This window comes from Pseudoduganella rivuli (genome assembly GCF_009674485.1).
Lineage (GTDB): Bacteria > Pseudomonadota > Gammaproteobacteria > Burkholderiales > Burkholderiaceae_D > Rugamonas > Rugamonas rivuli_B.
This window is the reverse complement of record NZ_WKJJ01000015.1, coordinates 1-19,754: the sequence shown is the minus strand read 5'-3', so window position 1 is coordinate 19,754 and position 19,754 is coordinate 1. Positions and strand designations below refer to the sequence as shown.

Below are 19,754 nucleotides of genomic sequence, written 5' to 3'. Positions count from 1 at the left end.
ATGTCGTTGGAAGACCACCGGAGGCAGCCACAAGCTTGCTACGGAGGCGCCAAACGACCGGTGCTGTGACAAAGATTGAAAGCGCACCTTCACGGTGCGCTTTTTTTTTGTATGCTGTGATAAAACGCTACGATGGCCAAAAAAACCATGTGGCCTTAGTACAACAACTCTAAAAAATGTTGTGATGAAAATACAACAGAATACCGATATTTTTAGTGCCATTGTGCCAACACCGTTTGGCGCGATGGGAATCCGCACCGCCGGCGGACTGGTGACGCAGATGGCCTACCTGCCGCCGGACATGCCGGAAAAGGCGCCGCAGGACGCCGTGGCCGAGCTGGCCGCGCAACAAGTGCAGCAATATTGCGCCGACGCCGACTTTGCCTTCGCCTTGCCGCTGGCCGTGGTCGGCAGCCCGTTCCAGCGCCGCGTGTGGGAAGCGATCCGCAGCATTCCCCGCGGCCAGGTGCGCACTTATGGCGAACTGGCGAAATTCCTGGAATCGGCGCCGCGCGCCATCGGCCAGGCGTGCGGCGACAACTGGTTTCCGCTGGCCGTGCCGTGCCACCGCGTCACCAGCGCAAGCGGCTTGGGCGGCTTTTCCCACAGTGACGACGCCAATGGCTACCTGTTGAACGTCAAGCGCTGGCTGCTGGCCCACGAAGGCCACATGGAATACCAATGGCGGCAGACAACCTTGCTCTGATCGACGCCTTTTGCGACGCGCTGTGGCTGGAAGACGGGCTGGCGAAAAACTCGCTGGACGCGTACCGGCGCGACTTGCGCAAGTTCGCGCAATGGCTGGAAAACCAGCATCCCGGCGTGCCCGGCCTGCACGCGGTGGCGGGCCACCACGTCAGCGCTTACTTCAGCGCTCGCCACAAGGAAACCAAACCCAGTTCCGCCAACCGCCGTTTGTCGGTGCTGAAGCGCTTTTACCAGCATGCGCTGCGCCAGCGCCTGATCGCGGAAGACCCGTGCCTGAAAATTCCGGGCGCCAAGCAGGCCCTGCGGCTGGTGAAAACGCTCAGCGAAGCGCAGGTGGAAGCGTTGCTGGCGGCGCCCGATGTGCGCACGCCGCTGGGATTGCGCGACCGTACCATGCTGGAAATGATGTATGCCAGCGGATTGCGGGTGTCGGAACTGGTGGACTTGAAAACCGTGGAAGTGAGCCTGAACGATGGCGTGGTGCGCATCACGGGCAAGGGCGGCAAGACGCGCCTGGTGCCGTTCGGCGCCCAGGCGCGCCAGTGGCTGTCGCGCTATCTGGCCGAGGCGCGCGGCGCTATTTTGAATGGAAAGCAGGACGACGCGCTGTTCGTGACGGGCCGGGGCGGCGCCATGACGCGGCAAATGTTCTGGGTCGTCATCAAGAAGCAGGCGCTGCGCGCCGGCATCGACAACCCGCTGTCGCCGCACACGCTGCGCCACGCGTTCGCCACCCATTTGCTGAACCATGGCGCGGATTTGCGCGTAGTGCAACTGCTGCTGGGCCACGCCGATATCTCCACCACGCAAATCTATACGCATGTGGCGCGCGAACGCCTGAAACAATTGCACGCGGCGCACCATCCCCGCGGCTGAAAAACCGTGCCGGCTTGAAACAGGTTCATAATGGGGGCATTAACGTGCTCCCGGGGAGATGCGGTATGGCCAAGACCAATTTCCAGTACGAGAAGCGCCAGCGCGAGCTGGAGAAAAAGAAAAAAGCGGAAGAAAAGGCGCGCCGGAAGCAAGAGGCGAAAAGCCGCCCGGGCGGGGAGCAGGAATCGGACATGGCGGACGATGACACGCCGGAAGGGGAGGGGGCGGACCAGTCTGGCCCGCCCCCTTGATGCAGCCCTACGGATTTTAAGCCGTCTTCCTTTCCGTGAGCGCCGCTTGCTCGGCCTTGGCATGCTTGCCGCCAAACCACCGTGCGCAGCGCTTGCCCAGGCTGTCGAGGTACGTGTAGGCCACCGGCACCACCACCAGCGTCAGCAGGGTCGACGTGATCACGCCGCCAATCACGGCGCGGCCCATCGGCGCCTGGATTTCGCCGCCGTCGCCCATGCCGATCGCCATCGGCAGCATGCCGAAGATCATCGCCAGGGTCGTCATCAGGATCGGACGCAGGCGCACCTGGCCCGCTTCCAGGATCGCGGTGCGCTGGTCCAGCCCATGCTGCTGGCCGTGGTTGGTGAAGTCCACCAGCAAAATCGCGTTCTTGGTCACCAGGCCCATCAGCATGATGAAGCCGATCACGGAAAACACGTTCAACGTCGATCCCGTCACCAGCAGCGCGGCCAGCACGCCGATCAGCGACAGCGGCAGCGACATCATGATGGCGATCGGTTGCAGGAAGCTGCCGAACTGCGACGCCAGCACCAGGTAGATGAAGATCACCGCCACGCCCAGCGCCGTCATGGCGCCGCCCATGGTTTCTTCCATCTGCTGCGCATTGCCCGCCACGTCGAAACGCACGCCGGCCGGCAATTCAATCGAATCCATGGCTTTCTTGACATCCTTGTCGACGTCGCCGGCAGGGCGCCCTTCGACGCCGGCGTAGATCGCCACGCGGCGCTGCAAGGCCTGGCGTTTCAGCACTTGCGGGCTCGATGATGGAATGAATTCCACCACCTGGCGCAGCGGCACCATTTGCGGCCCGCCATCGGGCGCGACTTTCGACGACGCGATCGACAGGTCCGACAAGTCCGCCACGCGCTGGCGGCCCGACTTCGGCAACTGCACGTTGATGTCGTAGTTCTGGCCATCGGCCGCCAGCCAGTGGCTGACGGTTTCACCGGCCACGAACGGACGCAGTGCGGAACCGATTTGCTGCGTGGTCAGGCCCAGGTCGCTGGCCAGTTCATTGTTGATCTTGATGCGGGTCGACGGATTGGCGCCTTCCTGGCTGTATTCCAGGTCGGCCACGCCCTTGATGTTGCGCATCTTGTCCATCAGGCGGTGCGCCACGGCGTCCAGCTTTGCTTCATCGGTGCCCAGGATGGCGATGAAGATCGGCTTTTGGCCCACGGACAGCTGGATACCGGCAATCGGCGCCAGCCGTTCGCGGATGGCTTTTTCCATCTCCTTTTGCGAGCGGCGATGGGTCGTCTTCACGTCCGTCAGCTTGATGATCACGTCCGACGTGTTGCGGCCGTCGCGGGTGCCGATATTGGCCACGACGGTGTCGATTTCCTTGAACGGTTTCAGTGCCGCTTCCACCTGTTTGACCTTGCTGTCGGTGTATTCCAGGCTGGAACCGACCGGGGTCTTGAAGTGCATGAAGATTTTGCCATCGTCGGTTTCCGGGAACATTTCGCCGCCGATCATTGGCACCAGCATCAGGCTGCCCACGAAGATGGCGGCCGTCACTGCCAAGGTGGTCTTGCGCCAGTTCAGCGCCACTTCCAGGACCTTGCCGTACCACACGTGCACCCGGTCCACGCCGCGTTCGACGAAGTCCATGAAGCGGCCCAGCCACGGCAGGTACTTGAAGCGGTCGTGTTCCGGATCGGGCCAGACGGACGACAGCATCGGGTCGAGCGTGAACGACACGAACAGCGAAATCAGCACCGCCACCGTCACCGTGATGCCGAACTGCAGGAAGAAGCGGCCGATGATGCCATCCATGAAGGCCACCGGCACGAACACGGCGACAATCGCAAACGTGGTGGCCATCACCGCCAGGCCGATTTCATTGGTGCCGTCTTCGGCCGCCTGATGATGGTCCTTGCCCATGCCGAAATGGCGAACGATGTTTTCACGCACCACGATCGCATCGTCGATCAGCAGGCCGATGCACAGCGACAGCGCCATCAGGGTCAGGAAGTTCAGCGTGAAGCCGAATGCCTTCATGGCGATGAAGCTGGCCAGCACCGCGATCGGCAGGGTCAGGCCGGTGATGATGGTCGAGCGCCACGATTTCAGGAAGAAGAACACGATCACCATGGTCAGCACGGCGCCTTCGACGATGGTGTGCTTGACGTTGTCGAGCTGGCCCTGCACGCGCTCCGATTGCGAATCCATGATGCGCAGCTGGATGTCGGACGGCAGCGATTTTTTCAGTTCGTCGACGACGCTGGCGATGCCGGTGCCCACTTCCACCACGTTGGCGTCCTGCACCTTGGTGACTTCCAGCGTGACGCCCGGCTGGCCGTTGATGCGCGAATACGATTGCGCTTCTTCCTCGCCATCGATGACGCTGGCCACTTGGTCCAGGTAGACCGGGCCGGATGCGCGGCGCGCCACGATGATCTTGTTGAATTCGCGCGCTTCCTTGATCTTGCCTTCGACGCGGATCAATTGCTCGGTGACGCCCTGGCTGACGTTACCGGCCGGCAGGTTGGCATTGGTGTTCTGGATCGCGCGGATCACTTCATCGACGCCGACGGCTTGCGCACGCATGTCGCCCGGACGCAGGCTGATCCACACCTGGCGCTTGGTGGTGCCGGTCACGCGCACCTGGCCCACGCCCGGCACGCCCTGGAAGCGCTTGGAAATGATCTGGTCCGTCATGGTCGACAGTTCGCGCAAGCCGCGCTGCGACGAGGTCAGCGCCATCGTCACGATGGGCTGTTCATTGTCGCCTTCCGCGCGGATGATGAACGGGTCCTTGGCTTCTTTCGGGAAGCGGGGACGCACCTGCGCCACCTTGTCGCGCAATTCCTGCATCGCGCGGTCCATGTTGGTGGCCAGCTGGAATTCCAGGAAAAGCCCGGCCCGGCCTTCCCACGAGTTGGCGCGGATGGTTTTCACGCCGGATACGGTGTTGACGATGTCTTCCACCGGGCGGGTAATGTCGTTTTCCACCTGTTCCGGCGACGCGCCCGGATACTGGATTTCAATCACGGCAACCGGGATTTGCACGTTCGGCATGCTTTCCACGCCCAGCCGTTTGTACGAGGACAAGCCCAGCACCATCAGCGCCACCATCACCATGGTGGCAAACACCGGGTACCGGATACTGATTTTAGTGATCCACATGGCTTAACCCCGCTGCGCCAGGGCGGCGGTCTGTTGCGCTTCGGACGATGGCTGCGCCGGCGCGGGAGCGACGGCAGGGGCTTTCACCTTCACGCCCGGTTTCACGCCTTCCAGCTTGGCGACGATCACTTGCGCGCCGGGCGCCAGCCCTTCCGTGACTTCCGCATACCCCAGGTCTTCGTTGCGCAAGCCCAGTTTCACCGGTTGCGCCACCACGTTGCCCTGGTCGATCCGGTACACCACCTGCTTGCCCTGTTCGTCGCGCACGGCCGCCAGCGGCACCAGCGGCATCACTGGCGAACGGGCCGTGACGATGCCGCCCTTGGCAAACATGCCGCCCAGCAGCGCGCCATCGTGGTTCGCCACGGAGATATACACCAGCATGGCGCGCGAACCGGCTTCCGCGGCCGGGTTGATGCGGGCCACCTTGCCGCTGAATTCGCGCTGCTGGAAACCATCGACCTTGAACGCCACTTCCTGGCCCACTTTCACACGGGGAATGTCGGAAGCGGGCACCTGCGCTTCGAGCGTCAGTTCGGACAGGTTGACGATGGTGAAGACGGGCATGTCAGGCGCGACTTTTTCGCCCGCCTGCACATGACGTTTGGAGACAATGCCGCTGATCGGCGCGCGGATCACGCTGTCATTCAGCGCGATGCGGGCCAGGTCCAGCTGGGCTTGCGCCGCCTTGACGGAAGCGCGCGCCAGTTCCACCGCGTTGGCCGTGGTGTCGAACTGGGTTTGGGAAATGAAATTCTGTTTCAGCAAGGCCTGGCTGTTCGCATGGTTGCGGTTGGCCATGGCCAGGCGCGCCTGCGCTTCGTCCACGGCGGCCTGTTGCTGGCTGGCGCGGGCTTGCCAGTCGGCCTGGTCGAGGCGGGCAATGACTTGTCCTGCGGTAACGGTCATGCCTTCGCGTACCATGGTCTCACGCACTTCGCCCGACACCTTGGCTTTGATGGTGGCTTGGGCAATCGGCATCAGCGAGCCCGACAGCGGCAAGCTGACGGACAGCGCGCGCGCATCGATGGCGGCCACGTCGCTGGACGCCAGCTCGAACGTGTCCGGACCTTTTTTTTCCGCGCTTTTCGCCGCAGCCGGTGCCGTGGCCGGCGCTTTTTTCGACTGCATGACGGTCCAGCCGCCGCCGGCCAGGGCCAGCACGACCAGCGCTATGGCCGGCTTTTTCCAGCGCCGGCTGGCCGGGGTCGGGGATTTGGGGGACAAGGGCAGAGTTTCCAGTTTCATTATATGTTCTCGGTTGGGCACAACATGCCGGCGGAAGGGATGGTGACACTGTAGAAAATTCCAAGTCCCCGCACCACGGCAGTGCGATAAAGCGTGGGATCGGGCGGCTGGAATGCAGAAAAACGGGGATGGATTGCGCTGGATCAGTCAAGAAGTTGATTTTTTTTAAAGAGCGGTGGTCTTCGTGCGACACTGACAAGTATCAATAGCGGCACAGCCGTAGAGCGGGATCATGGAGCAAACCGCCACCACCAGCGAGGACGCCGTGGATCAAGAAGTGCACCCCCACCACCACCCGGCGCAAGACGCGCTGGACTTGATTTCCCACCTGATCGGCGCGATGGAATTGACGCCGCTGGTCGCCGTTCACTGCATGGACCACGCACGTAATGTGCAGTTCTGGAACGACAGTTGCCGCTTGCTGTATGGCATCGATGGCGATGGCGCGCTGGGCAAGCCATTAAATGGCTTGTATACCTTCGAAGACCAGGCCGCGCGCGATGCGATACTGGAGCAGGTGTGGCAAACCGGCCAGCCCAGCCCGGCCGCCGACTGGCGCGTACGCACCGCCGACGGGCGCGACCTGTGGGTCTATTCGATGCTGTTTCCCGTGGTGCGGGGGGGCGTCGTGCGGCAAGTGTTTTGCATGGACGTGGACGTCACGGCCCGCAAGCAACTGGAGCGGCAATTGAACCTGGCGGCACAGGTTTTTGAATACAGCCGCGACGCCATCGTGCTGATGGACCGGCAGCGCCGCATCATTGCCGCCAACCATGCTTATGCGCAGGTGACGGGCCGCACCGAGCAGCAGATGCTTGGCCATGACTTCATTAGCGTGCAGAGCGGTTTCGAGGACACTGAACTGTGCCACCGGATGTGGCGCGAAGTGGATGACGACGGCTACTGGCAGGGGGAAATCGCATCGCGCCGAGCGGGCGGCGATCCGTTTCCCGGCTGGCTGGCGCTGACCGCCATCCGCGATGCGCAGGGCAATATCACCAATTACATGGGGATCCTGTCCGATATTTCCGACCGCAAGAAGGCGGAAGAGCGCACGCGCCACCTGGCCGAACACGATTACCTGACGGATTTGCCGAACCGCGTGCTGCTGCAGGACCGGCTGTCGCAGGCGCTGGCGGCGGCGCGTCGCCACCAGGCCATGCTGGCCATCCTGTACATCGACCTGGACCACTTCAAGCAAGTCAACGATACGCTGGGCCACCCGGTGGGCGACGCGTTGCTGAAGGAAGTGGCGGCGCGCCTGGTGCGTTGCGTGCGGGGCGCCGATACGGTCAGCCGCTACGGCGGCGATGAATTCCTCGTGCTGCTGGCCGATATCGGCGGCAGCGGCCAGGCTGCGCACGTGGCGGGTTCCATCCTGCAGGCACTGGCGCAGCCATGCGTGGTGGAAGGACATACCTTGCCGCTGTCCGCGTCGATCGGGATCAGCATTTTTCCCGGCGATGGCGGCAGTATCGACGAATTGATTGCGCGCGCCGACGTGGCCATGTATCACGCCAAGCAAAACCGCCGCAACAGTTTTCAGTTTTTCAATCCGCACATGCATGCACAGGCCAGCGAGCGGGCAGGCCTCGAACAGCGCCTGCGCGCCGCGCTGGCGGCAGGCGAGTTCACGCTGCACTACCAGCCGGAAATCGACGTGCGCACGGGCCAGCCCGTGGCGATGGAAGCGCTGTTGCGCTGGTGCGATCCGCAGCGGGGCGTGCAGGCGCCGCAACATTTTCTCCCGGTGGCGGAAGCGGCCGGCCTGATGCCGGCCATCAGCCAGTGGGTGTTGCGGGAAGCCTGCGGCGCCGCGCAACGCTGGCGCGCGGCAGGCCAGGACCTGGTGGTGGCCGTCAACGTGTCACCCGCCCAATTTGCGCAATTGCCGCACGCGGTGGCAGAAGCGCTGGCCGCCACGGGACTGCCGCCGGACGGGCTGGAACTGGAGTTGACGGAAGACTTGCTGATGAAGTGCCATGATGCGCCGGCGCTGCTGCAAGCGCTGCATGCGCAGGGCGTGCGGCTGGCCATCGATGACTTCGGCACCGGCTATTCACAGCTGGGCCTGCTGAAAACCTACCCGGTCGGCAAACTGAAAATCGACCGCTCTTTCACGGGCGCGCACGATGGCGCCGCGATTGCCGCCACTGTTGCGATGGCGCGCAGCCTGCACATGCAAGTGACGGCCGAAGGGGTGGAGACGGCTGCGCAACTGGATTTGCTGCGCAGCCATGGATGCGATTATTACCAGGGCTTGCTGGCGGAGCGCCAGGTAGAAGGCGGCGAACTGGTGCAACTGTTACGTTGATAACGTTGAATGCGTAGGGCGGCTTGGTCTCATCAAGCCGCCGTGCGCGCGCAGTGGTGGCGCCGGCAGCAGTGGCTGCGCCGGCATGGCGGCAATCCTGCGGATTACCGCCCTACGGAATCCGGCATGTCGCGCAAGCGCAGGCGGACCCTGACCTGCCCGTGGTCGGACACTTCCGGCCGCATATCGGCCAGGTGGTCGTTGAGGTAGGCGACATCCAGCACATCGGCTATCGCCCGCGCCGATTGCTGGTGGAAATGTTCCGACACCAGGATATGGTCGATCGTGTTGTAGCGCCCTTCGTGCAAAGTGGTGAAGCCCACGTGCCGCAGCAAATCCTGGCGCATCTGGATTTGCGCGCAATCGAACATGCGGCCCCTGAATTCATCGCCCGGTTCGCACGCGGAGCCGGCGCCCATGACGATGGTGGTGGTGACCGCATCGGCCGTGTCGTTGAAGTCGCCCATGGCCACGCACGGCCGGTTGTTTTCACGCATCAGGTTCGACAGCAGCACGCGCAGCGCCACCGCTTCCGTGCCGCGCCAGACCAGCGAACGTAAATTGGCCAGCGCATATTGCAGCGGGTCGCCGTTGCCGTCGCCATTGCGGTAATCGGGCCGGCGCGACTTCAAATGCACCACGACGATATCGGCCACCACGCCATTGGGCAGCAGCACCGGGGCATGCAGCGGGGCGCGGGCAAAGCGGTCGGCATCGGGGTTGCCCGAGTCCGACGACACGCCTTGCGGGAAATCCGCATAGACCACCGGTTCCGCCGCCAGCGGCAGGCGCGACACCAGCGCCACATTGGGTGTCAGGCGCGTGGCATGGGGATCGGGATCGAAGCCGGCGTGCACCGCGTCGCGGTAGAGCCGCGTGCGGGACAGCACATCGCGCAGTGCCGCCTGGGAAAAGATTTCCTGGAACCCGATCACATCGGCATCGAGCAAGTCGATTTGCCGCGCGGTCCAGTTGGCCTTGGCTTCGTATTCATCGGCCGTCAGCGGGGCCAGGTTGTCATACAGCTGCGCGCCTGCTGGGGCCAGGTTGCAAACATTGAAAGTGGCAAAGCGGATTTCCTGCTGCGTCATCCAAGACTCCTCCTGTAGGCTTAGCGTATCACGGTGGCGGCAGCCGGGCTATAGCATGCAGTGCATCCGGGCGCGCCAGGACGATGGCCCGGTAGCGCGTTTCCACCATACCATCGGCGCGGAAGTGTTTCAGCGCCATGGCCACGGCCTCGCGCGTGACATTGAGGGCGCTGGCAATATCGCTCTGGCTGGCGTGCACCGTGGGTGGCCCGCCGGGTTCAGGGCTGCCGGCCTTGGCCAGCAGGTAGCGCGCCATGCGCTGCGGCAGGGCCAGCCGCTGGCTGTCGTCCAGCAAATCCAGCGCCTGCGCCAATGCGTCGGCCAGGTCCGCCAGCAGCGCCTCGCGCAAGTCAGGATGGCGCTGAAGCAAGCCGTTGAAGCTTTCCGGCGCAATATGCAGTACGCGCGCATCGCCCGCCGCCATGGCGTCATGGGTGCGCAGGCGGCCCGTCAGCAGGGGAATCTGGCCAAATATCCCGCCGGCGCCGACGGTGGCCATCGTCACTTGCCGTCCTTCCGCATCGAGACGGCTGAATGTCACGGCGCCCTCCAGGATCACTTGCAGCGCGCGATTGTTGTCGCCCTGCCGGTGGATGACCTGGCCGTCCCGGTAACGCCGCTCCGTGCCGGCCTGCAGCACAGCCTGGCGTGTGGCAGGGATCAGGTTGTCCAGCAAGGTGGCGTGGTGTCGGGGAAAGGGCATCGGCGGCAAGGGCACTGTGAAGTCCTTTACAGTATAGATATTGCTCCACTGATATAAAAGTTCCGTGTGTATTCATCATCGGACGGGAGTGATATGGATGGGACAGAAGGGACCGGCGGCGGCTGGCGCATGACGGTCAACGGGACGGCGGACTCGGCGCCGGTGGGGCGCGGCGAGTCGCTGGTGAAGGCGGGCTTGCGCGCCGGCTGGCGGATGCCGCATTTATGCCTGGCCGGCGAGTGCGGCTCATGCCGCTGCCGGCTGGTGACGGGCAGGGTGCGGCTCAGGCAGGATATTTCCCGCCACGTCGGCACGGCGGCGCTGCGCCAGGGCTACCTGCTGGCATGCCAGAGCGAAGCGCTGGGCGACGTGCAGCTGGACGTGCCGGGACTGACTCCGGGCGTGGGGGCGCAGGCCGTGCGCAGTGGCCGCATCGCGCAGATGCACGCATTCAGTCACGATATTGTGCAACTGGTCATCGAGCTCGATGACCCTATCGCCTATACGGCAGGACAGTATGCGCAACTGACCGTGCCGGGCCATGCGGCGCTGGCCGATGCGCCCCGCTGTTATTCATTCAGCGCCGCGCCGCAGGGTGGACCACAGTGCCGCGTGCCATTCCACGTGCGCCGTGTGGCGGGAGGGCTGTTCACGGAATGGCTGTTCGCGGCCGACCGCAGCGGCGAACGGATACAGCTGGCCGGCCCCTATGGCGATTTCGGTTTCCGCGATGATGGCCGGCCCATCGTGTGCGTGGCGGGCGGCACGGGACTGGCGCCCGTGCTGGCCATGCTGGAAGCGCTCGGCACGCGCCGCAGCGCGCCCGACGTGACGTTGTTTATTGCAGCCCGCAGCCAGCGTGACCTGTATTGCCAGGAACAACTGCAAGCCTTGCAACGTACCTGGCCGGGGACCATGGTGGTGGCGCCCGTGCTGTCGCAGGAACCGGCGGATTCGGGCTGGCGCGGCTTGACGGGCTATTGCGACAGACACCTCGGCAGCTTTTGCAGTGTGCCGGACAGCAGTGTTTACCTGTGCGGCCCGCCCGCCATGATCGACGCCACCGTCGCCGCCGTACGGCAGCTGGGCGGCGGCAGCCACCTGTATTACGACCGCTTTCTCGACCGCAGCCATTTGAACTTGCCATGAAAAACCACATTGCAACGATCGCTTTTCTCTCCTCGCTGGCGCAGCCCGCGTGCGCGCAAGAGCCAGTCCGGCTGGCCATCGGGGCAACCACCCGGCACATGACGGAAATCGCCGCCGGCCCCAATCGATCCCGTTTGCACCTCGTCATCGAAGGCGCGGGGCGCCTGACGCTGCAGGGAGCGACGGTGCGGTTCCACGCGCAGTGCGCCATCGCCGATACCGTGGTGGACAAGAAAATCGTCGAGGGTGTCGGCGATTGCGAGCTGAAGTCGACGGCCGGCGGCGCGGTCTCCGCGCATTTCCAGACCATCCCCGGCAGCGGCGAGCGGGGGCATTTGTCGTTCTCCGGCGGCAGCAAGGACTTCGCGCGCGTCGACGGCAAGGTGGCGGTGGACGTCACCGTCAATCCGGCCCGGGTCGGCAAGCCGGTGTTCTTCGTCGAAAGCCGTGACGGCGCGGGAGACTGATCATGGCCATTGGATTGACTGTTTTTGTCTTGTTGCTGCTGCTGGATGTGGTGGCGGGGGAATTCCGCAAGCCGCGCGCGCTCAGCATGAATGAACTGGGCGTCAATGTGCTCAGCATCGTCATCGCCTTCTCGATCCGTGGCGTGCCGCTGGCCGCGATCGGCATGCTGTTGCCGCTACTGTGGCCGCAGGGCCGCGGCATCCTGGCGCACGCGCCGGTGTGGCTGGTATTTATCGCCGTCCTGATCCTCGACGATTACGGCAATTACTGGCTGCACCGCATGGCGCACCAGAAGGCATGGCTGTGGCGGCTGCACAAGCCGCACCATATCCCGACGCGGATGAGCGTGCTGATGGGCGTACGGGAAAATACGTTGTATTACCTGCTGTTGCCGGTCAATATCATGGCCCCGCTGCTGGCCTATGTGGGCGCGGCGCCCGCAGGGGCCATCATGGTGGGCGCCAAGCTGGTGGTCGTCTATCTGCAGCATGTGTCGTTCCGCTGGGATTTGTGGCTGCGCCGGTTTGCCGTGGGGCGGCTGGTGTTGAATGGCGCCGAACGGTTCATCGCCTTGCAGGACTTTCACCATGCGCACCACGGCATCGGGCGCTATGGCAATGCCGCGTCCAATTACGGCAACGTGCTGAACTTGTGGGACCAGTTGCACGGCACCAGCAGCGGTCATCCACACCGCCCGCAGGACGCCTATGGTCTGCCGGCCGGCGTGGCCATCGAACCCTGGGCCGTGCAACTGTTCTGGCCGCTGGTGCGGGTGGCCGCCACGCCGCGCGCGCCGGAAGCGGCGCTGGCGCCCAGTTCCGAGCAGGAATTACGGGAGGCGCGCGCCGTCATCGTCACTGCCGACGGCACGGCCATTGCCGTACAATGAGCGCCCATCGTTCAACCCGCATCATGTGCCATGGCCAAGAAAGAACATATTTCCGAGACGCCGGCCACCCAGCTGCTTCGCAAGCACAAGGTGGCGTTTTCCGAACATCCGTATGACTATGAAGAGCATGGCGGCACGTCCGTGTCGTCGCGCGAACTCGGGGTCGACGAGCACCACGTGGTGAAAACCCTGGTGATGCAGGATGAAGCGGCCAAGCCGCTGATCGTCCTGATGCACGGCGATTGCAAGGTGTCGACCAAAAACCTGGCGCGCGGCATCGGCTGCAAGTCGGTGGAACCGTGCAAGCCGGACGTGGCGCAACGCCACTCCGGCTACCTGGTGGGCGGCACGTCCCCGTTCGGCACCAAGAAGGCCATGCCGGTCTACGTGGAGGAATCCATCCTCGCGCTGGAAACCATCTATATCAACGGCGGCCGGCGCGGCTACCTGGTCGGCATCGCCCCCGCCGTGCTGACGGACTTGCTGGGCGCAAAGCCGGTGCACTGCGCGCTGGCCGACTGAATCCGGACTGAATCGGCTTGAGTCCGGATTGAGTCCTCCAGGCTTGCTGGTGTATAGTCCTGCGGCCCGTCCTGCGGCGGGCATTCCCCCATAAGAAGGAAAATGATGAATTCTGTACTGATGACGGTCGTGCTGACCGTGGCTGCCTACCTGATCGGCTCAATCTCGTTTGCCGTCGTGTCGAGCAAGCTGTTCGGCCTGGCCGATCCGCGCACCTATGGTTCGAAAAACCCCGGCGCCACCAATGTGTTGCGAAGTGGCAACAAAAAAGCCGCGATTGTCACCTTGATCGGCGACGCCGCCAAAGGCTGGCTGCCCGTGTTCCTGGCCGTGTTGTTGCAAGATAAATACGGTCTCGGCGACCTGGATATCGCGCTGATCGCCATTGCTGTCTTCATCGGCCACCTGTGGCCCGTGTTCTTCAATTTCGTCGGGGGCAAAGGCGTGGCCACGGCGGCCGGCGTGCTGCTGGGTTTGAATGTGTGGCTGGGTGTGGCGACGCTGGTGACGTGGCTGGTGGTGGCGTATGCGTTCCGCTATTCGTCGCTGGCAGCGCTGGTGGCCGCGCTGTTTGCGCCGTTCTATTATGGTTTGCTGTTCGGTACCGACCCGCAACTGGGCGCGGTGATCCTGATGAGCATCTTGCTGGTGCTGCGCCATAGCCAGAACATCGCCAACCTGGTGGCGGGCAAGGAAAGCCGCATTGGCAGCAAGAGCAAAGGCGCGCAGAAAAAATAAGCATTTGCGCTATGGTGCTTGAAGCTGGTGCTGCAAGCCCCATCTGTCCGGGATACCAACCGAACAGGACCGCACCATGGCCACTCCCCTCAAGATTGATTTCGTTTCCGATGTGTCGTGCCCATGGTGCGCGATCGGCCTCAATGCGCTGGAACAGGCGCTGGCCCGGATCGGCGACGACGCAGCCCTCTCCCTGCAATTCCAGCCCTTCGAACTGAACCCGAACATGGGTCCGGAAGGGCAGGACATCACCGAACACTTGCAGCAAAAATACGGCGCCACCGCCGAGCAACAGGAACAGACGCGCGCCATGATCCGCCAGCGTGGCCAGGACGTGGGCTTTGATTTCGCCATGGGCAAGCGCAGCCGCATCTATAACACCTTCGATGCGCACCGCTTGCTGCACTGGGCGGGCGAGCAGGGCCGCCAGCGCGAATTGAAGCATGCGCTGTTCGAAGCGTATTTCACGCTGGGCGAAGATCCCAGCGCGCACGCGGTGCTGCAGGCGGCGGCCGTCAGGGCGGGACTGGAGGGCGAACAGGCGGCCCAGGTGCTGGCGTCGGACCGCTACGCGGACCTGGTGCGGCAAGATGAGGAACACTACCGCCGCCTCGGCATCAATTCCGTCCCGGCCGTCATCGTCAACGACCGCCATTTGATTTCCGGCGGCCAGCCGGCCGACGTGTTCGAGCGCGCGCTGCGGCAAATCATGGCCGAGGCATAGCCTTTGCTGGTTTCCTCTTTGCCGATCAGTGGCTTGCAAGATTGATTTTGCGCTAAACTTGCCGATGCAGCACCGCCAATCAACCGCCGCCGAAGGGAAGCCCCATGCTCGCCGCACAGAATATCCACCCGCTCACGCCCATCCAGCCAGCGGACGATGCGCGCCGGGCGGCGGCCTTGCTGCGCAGCGGGGCGCTGGACGTGGCCGATGGCGACCAGTTCCGCTTCCTGGCGGGGCTGGCTGCCCGCGTGTGCGGCTTGCCCTATGCGTGGATTGCGCTGGCGGGGGCCGACACCGTGCACCTGCATGCGGTCACGGGCCTGGAGCCCGGCGTGCTGCCGCCCGAACTGCCGCGTGAACACAGCTGCAGCGCGCTGGCGGTGCAGGTGGGCGCGTGGGAAATCGACGACTTGCGCGCAGACGGCCGCACGGCCTTCATGCCATATACATCCGGCGAACCGCGCTTGCGCATGGCCAGTTCCGCTCCGCTGGTCACCCAGGATGGCTGCACCATCGGCGCTTTGACGGTGGCCGACGGCAAACCGGGCCGCCTCGACAGTGAGCATCGCACCCTGCTGAAAGGCTTGGCGGAGCAAGTCATGGCGCTGATTAACGCCCATGGCCGCGAACGGGCGCTGGCCGCGGCCCGCGCCGAACTGGCCGACCTGACCACCACCGATGCACAAACGGGTTTGCATAACCGGCGTTCGCTGTTGTCGAAACTGCATTTTGAAGTGGCCCGCACGCGCCGTTTCCGCACGCCGCTGACGGCGCTGATGATCGGCATCGACCAGTTCCGCGACGTCAACCAGCGCCACGGCGAAGCCGCCGGCGACATGGTGCTGGCCAATATCGCGCGCGTGGTGAAGGACAGCGTGCGTGTGATCGACGTGGCGGGCCGCCATGGCGGCGACGAACTGTGCGTGTTGTTGCCCAGCACGCCGCACGAAGGCGCATTGAAGCTGGCGGAAAACCTGCGCGCGAAAATCGCCGGGCTGATCCACCGCGAAGCAGGGCGCCTGACGCCCGTCACGGTCAGCATCGGCGTGGGTGCGTTCAACCACATGGACGTCAGCGACGGCGACGCCATGCTGGAACAGGCGGCGCAGGCGCTGCGCCGGGCCAAGGCCAATGGCCGCAACCGCGTCGAAAGTTGATATTCATCGGATCGTAACGGAGTGCATCAGGAGGCGGTCATGCCGAAAGCAATCTGGAATGGTGAAGTCATTGCCGAGGCGGGCGATGATGAAGTGGAGATCGTGGAAAACAACGTGTATTTCCCGATCGATAAAGTGCACGAGGAATACCTGCAAGACAGTACGCACACGACGGTATGCCCGTGGAAGGGCACGGCCAGTTATTACCACCTGGTGGTGGATGGCAAAGTCAACGAAAATGCCGCGTGGTTTTACCGGCATCCGTCGGAAAAAGCAAAGCAGATCAAGGACCACGTGGCGTTCTGGCGCGGCGTCGACGTGCAACGTTAGTGCCTGAAACGTTTATAATCGGTAACTCTTCCTGGTTTACCGCGTTACCGATTCCCATGCAACTAACCCGCCTTCACGATGATATTGCCCGGACCCGGTTATTCACGGGGGTCAGTTTCGATGCCATCGAACGGTTGATGGAGCATTGCAGTGTGATCGAAGTGCCTGAAGGTGTGGTGCTGATCGAGCCGGGCAAATCCAACGATAACCTGTACGTGCTGCTGGAAGGCCAGGTCGACGTGCACCTGACGACGCCCGACCAGCCGTACAACCTGCGCCTGGGCCAGGGCGAGTGCGTGGGTGAAATGTCGCTGATCGAAGCGTGCGAACCGTCGGCCTATGTCATCGTCAGCGCCGCCAGCCGCATGCTGGTGTTGTCGCGCGATACCATGTGGTCGCTGATCAATGCCTCCCATGCGCTGGCGCGCAACATGCTCATCACGTTGTCCAGCCGCGTGCGCCAGGGCAATGACGCGGTGCGCTACAGCATCCACCGCCAGAGTGAATTTGAAAGCCTGGCCTTTGTCGATGGCTTGACGGGCTTGCACAACCGCCGCTGGCTGGACCAGGCCTTCCGCCGCCAGGTCGAGCGGGGCCAGCGCGACGGCAAGCCGCTGGCCGTCCTGATGGTCGACATCGACCACTTCAAGCGCTTCAACGATACCCATGGCCACCTGGCAGGCGACCGCGCGCTGCGCGCCGTGGCGATGACCTTGAACGACAATATCCGTCCCGGCGACTTGCTGGCCCGCTTTGGCGGCGAGGAATTCGCGGTGCTGTTGCCGGACACGGGCCAGGAGCCGGCGCTGGCCATCGCGGAACGGCTGCGCCGCGCCGTCTCGAACGCGGTGTCGCGCCACATGGCGGGCCTGCCCGCGATCTCGATTTCCATCGGCGAGAGCCAGTTGCGTGCCGACGATACGCTGGAATCGTTGCTGGACCGGGCCGACGATGCGCTGTATTCGGCCAAGACGGCGGGCCGCAACTGCGTGCGCTGGGCGTAGCCTGCCGCCCTACGAATTTGACGCCGCTGGGTTAGCATGCGTGCATGGATAACATTACCCACTCTGTCGTCGGCCTCGGTGTCGGCGAATTGGTGCAGCGCAGCCTGCCGCCGGAACCGGATGACGCCGGCCAGCGCACGCGCCACCGCCTGTTGCTGACCGCGTGCGCGCTGGCCAGCAACTTCCCCGACCTCGACCTGTTCCTGACCAACCTGCTGCCGGCGCCGCTGGGCTACCTGCTCAATCACCGGGGCCATACGCACACCTTGCTGTACGCCTTGCCGCAAGCGCTGCTGCTGGTGGCGCTGCTGTGGACAGGCTGGCCCAATGCCCGCGCGCTGCTCCGGCGCAGCGCCACGGCGCGGCGGGGCTTGCTGCTGGCCGTGGCGGCCGGTTTTGCGCTGCACCTGGGCATGGATTACCTCAATTCCTATGGCGTGCACCCGTTTTATCCGTTTGACGGCCGCTGGTTGTACGGCGACATGGTGTTCATTATCGAACCCGTGTTCTGGGTTGCGTTCGGCGTGCCGCTGATCATGGCGGTCCCGGGCAGGGCGCCGCGCTGGGTGCTGATGGCGGGGCTGGCGGCGGCCATGCTGTATTTCCTGCGCAAGGAGTACCTGGCGCCGCTGTCATTCGGGCTGCTGCTGGCGCTGGGCGTCGGGCTGGCGCTGCTGCGCAGTGCAAGGGCGCACAGCCGGTGGGCGATGGCGTTGGCGTTGCTCGCCAGCGTGGCGTTTGTCGGCGTGCAGGGCACCGCATCCGCCGTCGGCCGGGCGCAGGTGGCGGCCGCGCTGCGGACACAGGATGCGGCAACGCGCGTGCTGGATGTGGCGATGACGGCATTCCCCGCGCAGCCGCTATGCTGGATCTTCGTTTCCGTGGAAAGCAATGCGGCGCGGGGCAGCTACACGTTGCGGCGCGGACTGGTCAGCGTGCTGCCTTCGGTGCTGCCGGCGGCGTCGTGCCCGTCCGGCCTGGCCGATCCATCGCCATCGGCCGCGCTGACGGCCGCTGGCGACGTGCTGCAATACCGGCAAGTGCAAGGCAGCCTGGCCGCGCTGCGCCAGCTCCGGGAAAGCAATTGCTGGTTCGACGACTGGATGCGTTTTGCCCGCGCGCCGGTACTGGAACATGGCGCCGCCACGGACTTGCGCTTCGCCACCACGCCGCGGGGCAATTTCAGCACCATGCCGGTGGCGCAGGGGGGCGGCAAGGCGTGTCCCGGCGGTGTACCGAAGTGGGATTACCCGCGCCAGGATTTGCTGGGCGGCGCCTGACCGGCCGCTGGGGGCGGTACCGCCTCCAGCTTCGCGCCACGCTGGAACACAGCCGGGCTAAGATGGCGTAGTCCGCCGCATCCGGAGCATGCCATGGCCAAGCCGTCCCCGCCGTCAGCGCCGCATCGTGCACCGCCCAATGTGCCGGCGCCGCCGGCCGCCTCCAGCGATCCGCACCAGCATTTCGGCAAGCCGGAGGGCGGCTGGCGCGCGCGCCTGTATGCCGTGATTTTTGAATCCGATACGCGGGCCGGCCGGCTGTTCGACCTGGTGCTGATCGCCGTCATCGTGCTCAGCGTGGCGGCGGTCGTGCTGTCCAGCCTGGCCCCGGTCGCGCGCAAGCATGGACACCTGCTGCTGGCAGCCGAGTGGGTGTTCACTGTTGTATTTACCATCGAATATATCGGCCGCCTGCTGTGCGTGAAGCGGCCGGACCGCTACGCGCGCAGCTTCTTTGGCGTGATCGACCTGCTGGCCGTGCTGCCCAGCTATATATCGCTGTTCATTCCCCAGGCCCACGTGCTGCTCGACATCCGCATCCTGCGCCTGTTGCGCATGTTCCGGATATTCAAGCTGACGTTGTATATCGACGAGTACGGCATGCTGGGCCGCGCATTGCTGGCCAGCCGCCGCAAGATCCTGGTGTTCTTGTCGGTGGTGATGCTGATCGTGTTCGTGCTGGGGACCGTCATGTATGTGGTGGAAGGGCCGGAGCACGGCTATACCAGCATCCCCACCGCCGTGTACTGGGCCATCAGCACCGTCACCACAGTGGGTTTTGGCGACCTGGTGCCGAAAACCGACCTGGGGCGTACGGTGGCGTCGCTGATGATGTTGCTGGGCTGGGGCATCCTGGCGGTTCCCACGGGCATCATCAGCTCGGAAATGGCGTACCAGCGGGGCGGTGGCGACCGGCCGCGCCGCGCATGCCCGTCCTGTGGCAGCGGCGGGCATGAGGTCACGGCGCGGTATTGCAAGGATTGTGGCGCGGCGTTAACTGAACAAGCCTAGGGCTGCGCATGCATGGCGGCTTGATGAAACCAAGCCGCCCTTCTATGAAGTTTGTCCAGGTACGTCAGCAAATTCTTTCCAAACTGTGCTCCGCCTATTCGCCGACTGGCCCGGGGTCAAGGGTGTATCTTCCTTGACGCCGGGGCAGCCGGCATTAC

Annotated in this window: 19 protein-coding genes; 15 read left to right on the top strand and 4 right to left on the bottom strand. The window is 64.2% G+C overall.

The window, feature by feature from the left end; genetic code table 11:
• The first annotated feature begins 184 nt into the window (after positions 1-184).
• The 3 genes from GJ700_RS22410 to GJ700_RS22400 all read left to right on the top strand — a co-directional run bounded on the left by GJ700_RS22410 (position 185) and on the right by GJ700_RS22400 (position 1,835).
• Positions 185-706: a methylated-DNA--[protein]-cysteine S-methyltransferase gene (locus tag GJ700_RS22410; RefSeq protein ID WP_154378093.1), complete on the top strand. Its 522-nt coding sequence runs from the start codon at positions 185-187 to the stop codon at positions 704-706.
• The gene (gene xerD / locus GJ700_RS22405) at positions 682-1,584 is read left to right on the top strand and encodes a site-specific tyrosine recombinase XerD (protein WP_154378091.1); all 903 of its coding nucleotides are present in this window, start codon (positions 682-684) and stop codon (positions 1,582-1,584) included. Before GJ700_RS22410 ends, xerD begins: the two co-directional genes overlap by 25 nt.
• A 65-nt stretch (positions 1,585-1,649) precedes the next feature.
• Entirely contained in the window at positions 1,650-1,835 is a 186-nt protein-coding gene (locus GJ700_RS22400; RefSeq protein WP_154378089.1) for a hypothetical protein, read from the top strand.
• Between the two features lie 16 nt (positions 1,836-1,851).
• Here the strand turns inward: GJ700_RS22400 and GJ700_RS22395 are convergent, their stop codons facing one another.
• Positions 1,852-4,968 carry an efflux RND transporter permease subunit gene (locus tag GJ700_RS22395; protein ID WP_154378087.1) on the bottom strand — a complete coding sequence of 1,039 codons (3,117 nt, stop codon included), beginning with the start codon at positions 4,966-4,968 and terminating at the stop codon, positions 1,852-1,854.
• 3 nt (positions 4,969-4,971) lie between these two features.
• A complete protein-coding gene (locus GJ700_RS22390) occupies positions 4,972-6,216 on the bottom strand; it encodes an efflux RND transporter periplasmic adaptor subunit (RefSeq protein WP_154378085.1) in 1,245 nt (414 codons plus the stop codon).
• A 232-nt stretch (positions 6,217-6,448) separates the two neighbouring features.
• Between GJ700_RS22390 and GJ700_RS22385 the strand changes: the two genes are divergently transcribed.
• Positions 6,449-8,530 carry a putative bifunctional diguanylate cyclase/phosphodiesterase gene (locus tag GJ700_RS22385; RefSeq protein ID WP_154378083.1) on the top strand — a complete coding sequence of 694 codons (2,082 nt, stop codon included), beginning with the start codon at positions 6,449-6,451 and terminating at the stop codon, positions 8,528-8,530.
• 104 nt (positions 8,531-8,634) lie between these two features.
• Here GJ700_RS22385 and GJ700_RS22380 read toward each other — a convergent pair whose 3' ends face one another.
• Positions 8,635-9,621: an endonuclease/exonuclease/phosphatase family protein gene (locus tag GJ700_RS22380; RefSeq protein ID WP_154378081.1), complete on the bottom strand. Its 987-nt coding sequence runs from the start codon at positions 9,619-9,621 to the stop codon at positions 8,635-8,637.
• 28 nt (positions 9,622-9,649) lie between these two features.
• Positions 9,650-10,324, bottom strand: coding sequence for a Crp/Fnr family transcriptional regulator (locus GJ700_RS22375; protein ID WP_154378079.1), 675 nt, complete (start codon positions 10,322-10,324; stop codon positions 9,650-9,652).
• A 93-nt stretch (positions 10,325-10,417) separates the two neighbouring features.
• Here GJ700_RS22375 and GJ700_RS22370 point away from each other — a divergent pair, with 93 nt between their 5' ends.
• The 11 genes from GJ700_RS22370 to GJ700_RS22320 all read left to right on the top strand — a co-directional run bounded on the left by GJ700_RS22370 (position 10,418) and on the right by GJ700_RS22320 (position 19,596).
• Positions 10,418-11,473, top strand: coding sequence for a 2Fe-2S iron-sulfur cluster-binding protein (locus GJ700_RS22370; RefSeq protein WP_154378077.1), 1,056 nt, complete (start codon positions 10,418-10,420; stop codon positions 11,471-11,473).
• Positions 11,470-11,940 carry a hypothetical protein gene (locus GJ700_RS22365; RefSeq protein WP_154378075.1) on the top strand — a complete coding sequence of 157 codons (471 nt, stop codon included), beginning with the start codon at positions 11,470-11,472 and terminating at the stop codon, positions 11,938-11,940. The genes GJ700_RS22370 and GJ700_RS22365 overlap by 4 nt, the downstream gene beginning before the upstream one ends.
• 2 nt (positions 11,941-11,942) lie before the next feature.
• Positions 11,943-12,830 (top strand): sterol desaturase family protein, encoded by an 888-nt coding sequence (locus GJ700_RS22360; protein ID WP_154378073.1) that lies wholly within the window; start codon positions 11,943-11,945, stop codon positions 12,828-12,830.
• Between the two features lie 30 nt (positions 12,831-12,860).
• Positions 12,861-13,352, top strand: a complete 492-nt coding sequence (ybaK, locus tag GJ700_RS22355; protein ID WP_154378071.1) for a Cys-tRNA(Pro) deacylase — start codon at positions 12,861-12,863, stop codon at positions 13,350-13,352.
• A gap of 102 nt (positions 13,353-13,454) precedes the next feature.
• A complete protein-coding gene (plsY, locus tag GJ700_RS22350) occupies positions 13,455-14,090 on the top strand; it encodes a glycerol-3-phosphate 1-O-acyltransferase PlsY (protein ID WP_154378069.1) in 636 nt (211 codons plus the stop codon).
• A gap of 76 nt (positions 14,091-14,166) precedes the next feature.
• Positions 14,167-14,814 (top strand): DsbA family oxidoreductase, encoded by a 648-nt coding sequence (locus GJ700_RS22345; protein WP_154378067.1) that lies wholly within the window; start codon positions 14,167-14,169, stop codon positions 14,812-14,814.
• A gap of 104 nt (positions 14,815-14,918) precedes the next feature.
• The gene (locus GJ700_RS22340) at positions 14,919-15,971 is read left to right on the top strand and encodes a sensor domain-containing diguanylate cyclase (RefSeq protein ID WP_154378065.1); all 1,053 of its coding nucleotides are present in this window, start codon (positions 14,919-14,921) and stop codon (positions 15,969-15,971) included.
• Between the two features lie 39 nt (positions 15,972-16,010).
• A complete protein-coding gene (locus GJ700_RS22335; protein WP_154378063.1) occupies positions 16,011-16,301 on the top strand; it encodes a DUF427 domain-containing protein in 291 nt (96 codons plus the stop codon).
• A gap of 152 nt (positions 16,302-16,453) precedes the next feature.
• Entirely contained in the window at positions 16,454-17,305 is an 852-nt protein-coding gene (locus GJ700_RS22330) for a GGDEF domain-containing protein (protein ID WP_195763981.1), read from the top strand.
• Between the two features lie 44 nt (positions 17,306-17,349).
• A complete protein-coding gene (locus tag GJ700_RS22325) occupies positions 17,350-18,585 on the top strand; it encodes a metal-dependent hydrolase (protein ID WP_154378059.1) in 1,236 nt (411 codons plus the stop codon).
• 93 nt (positions 18,586-18,678) lie between these two features.
• Positions 18,679-19,596, top strand: a complete 918-nt coding sequence (locus GJ700_RS22320; RefSeq protein ID WP_154378057.1) for an ion transporter — start codon at positions 18,679-18,681, stop codon at positions 19,594-19,596.
• Positions 19,597-19,754: the final 158 nt, after the last annotated feature.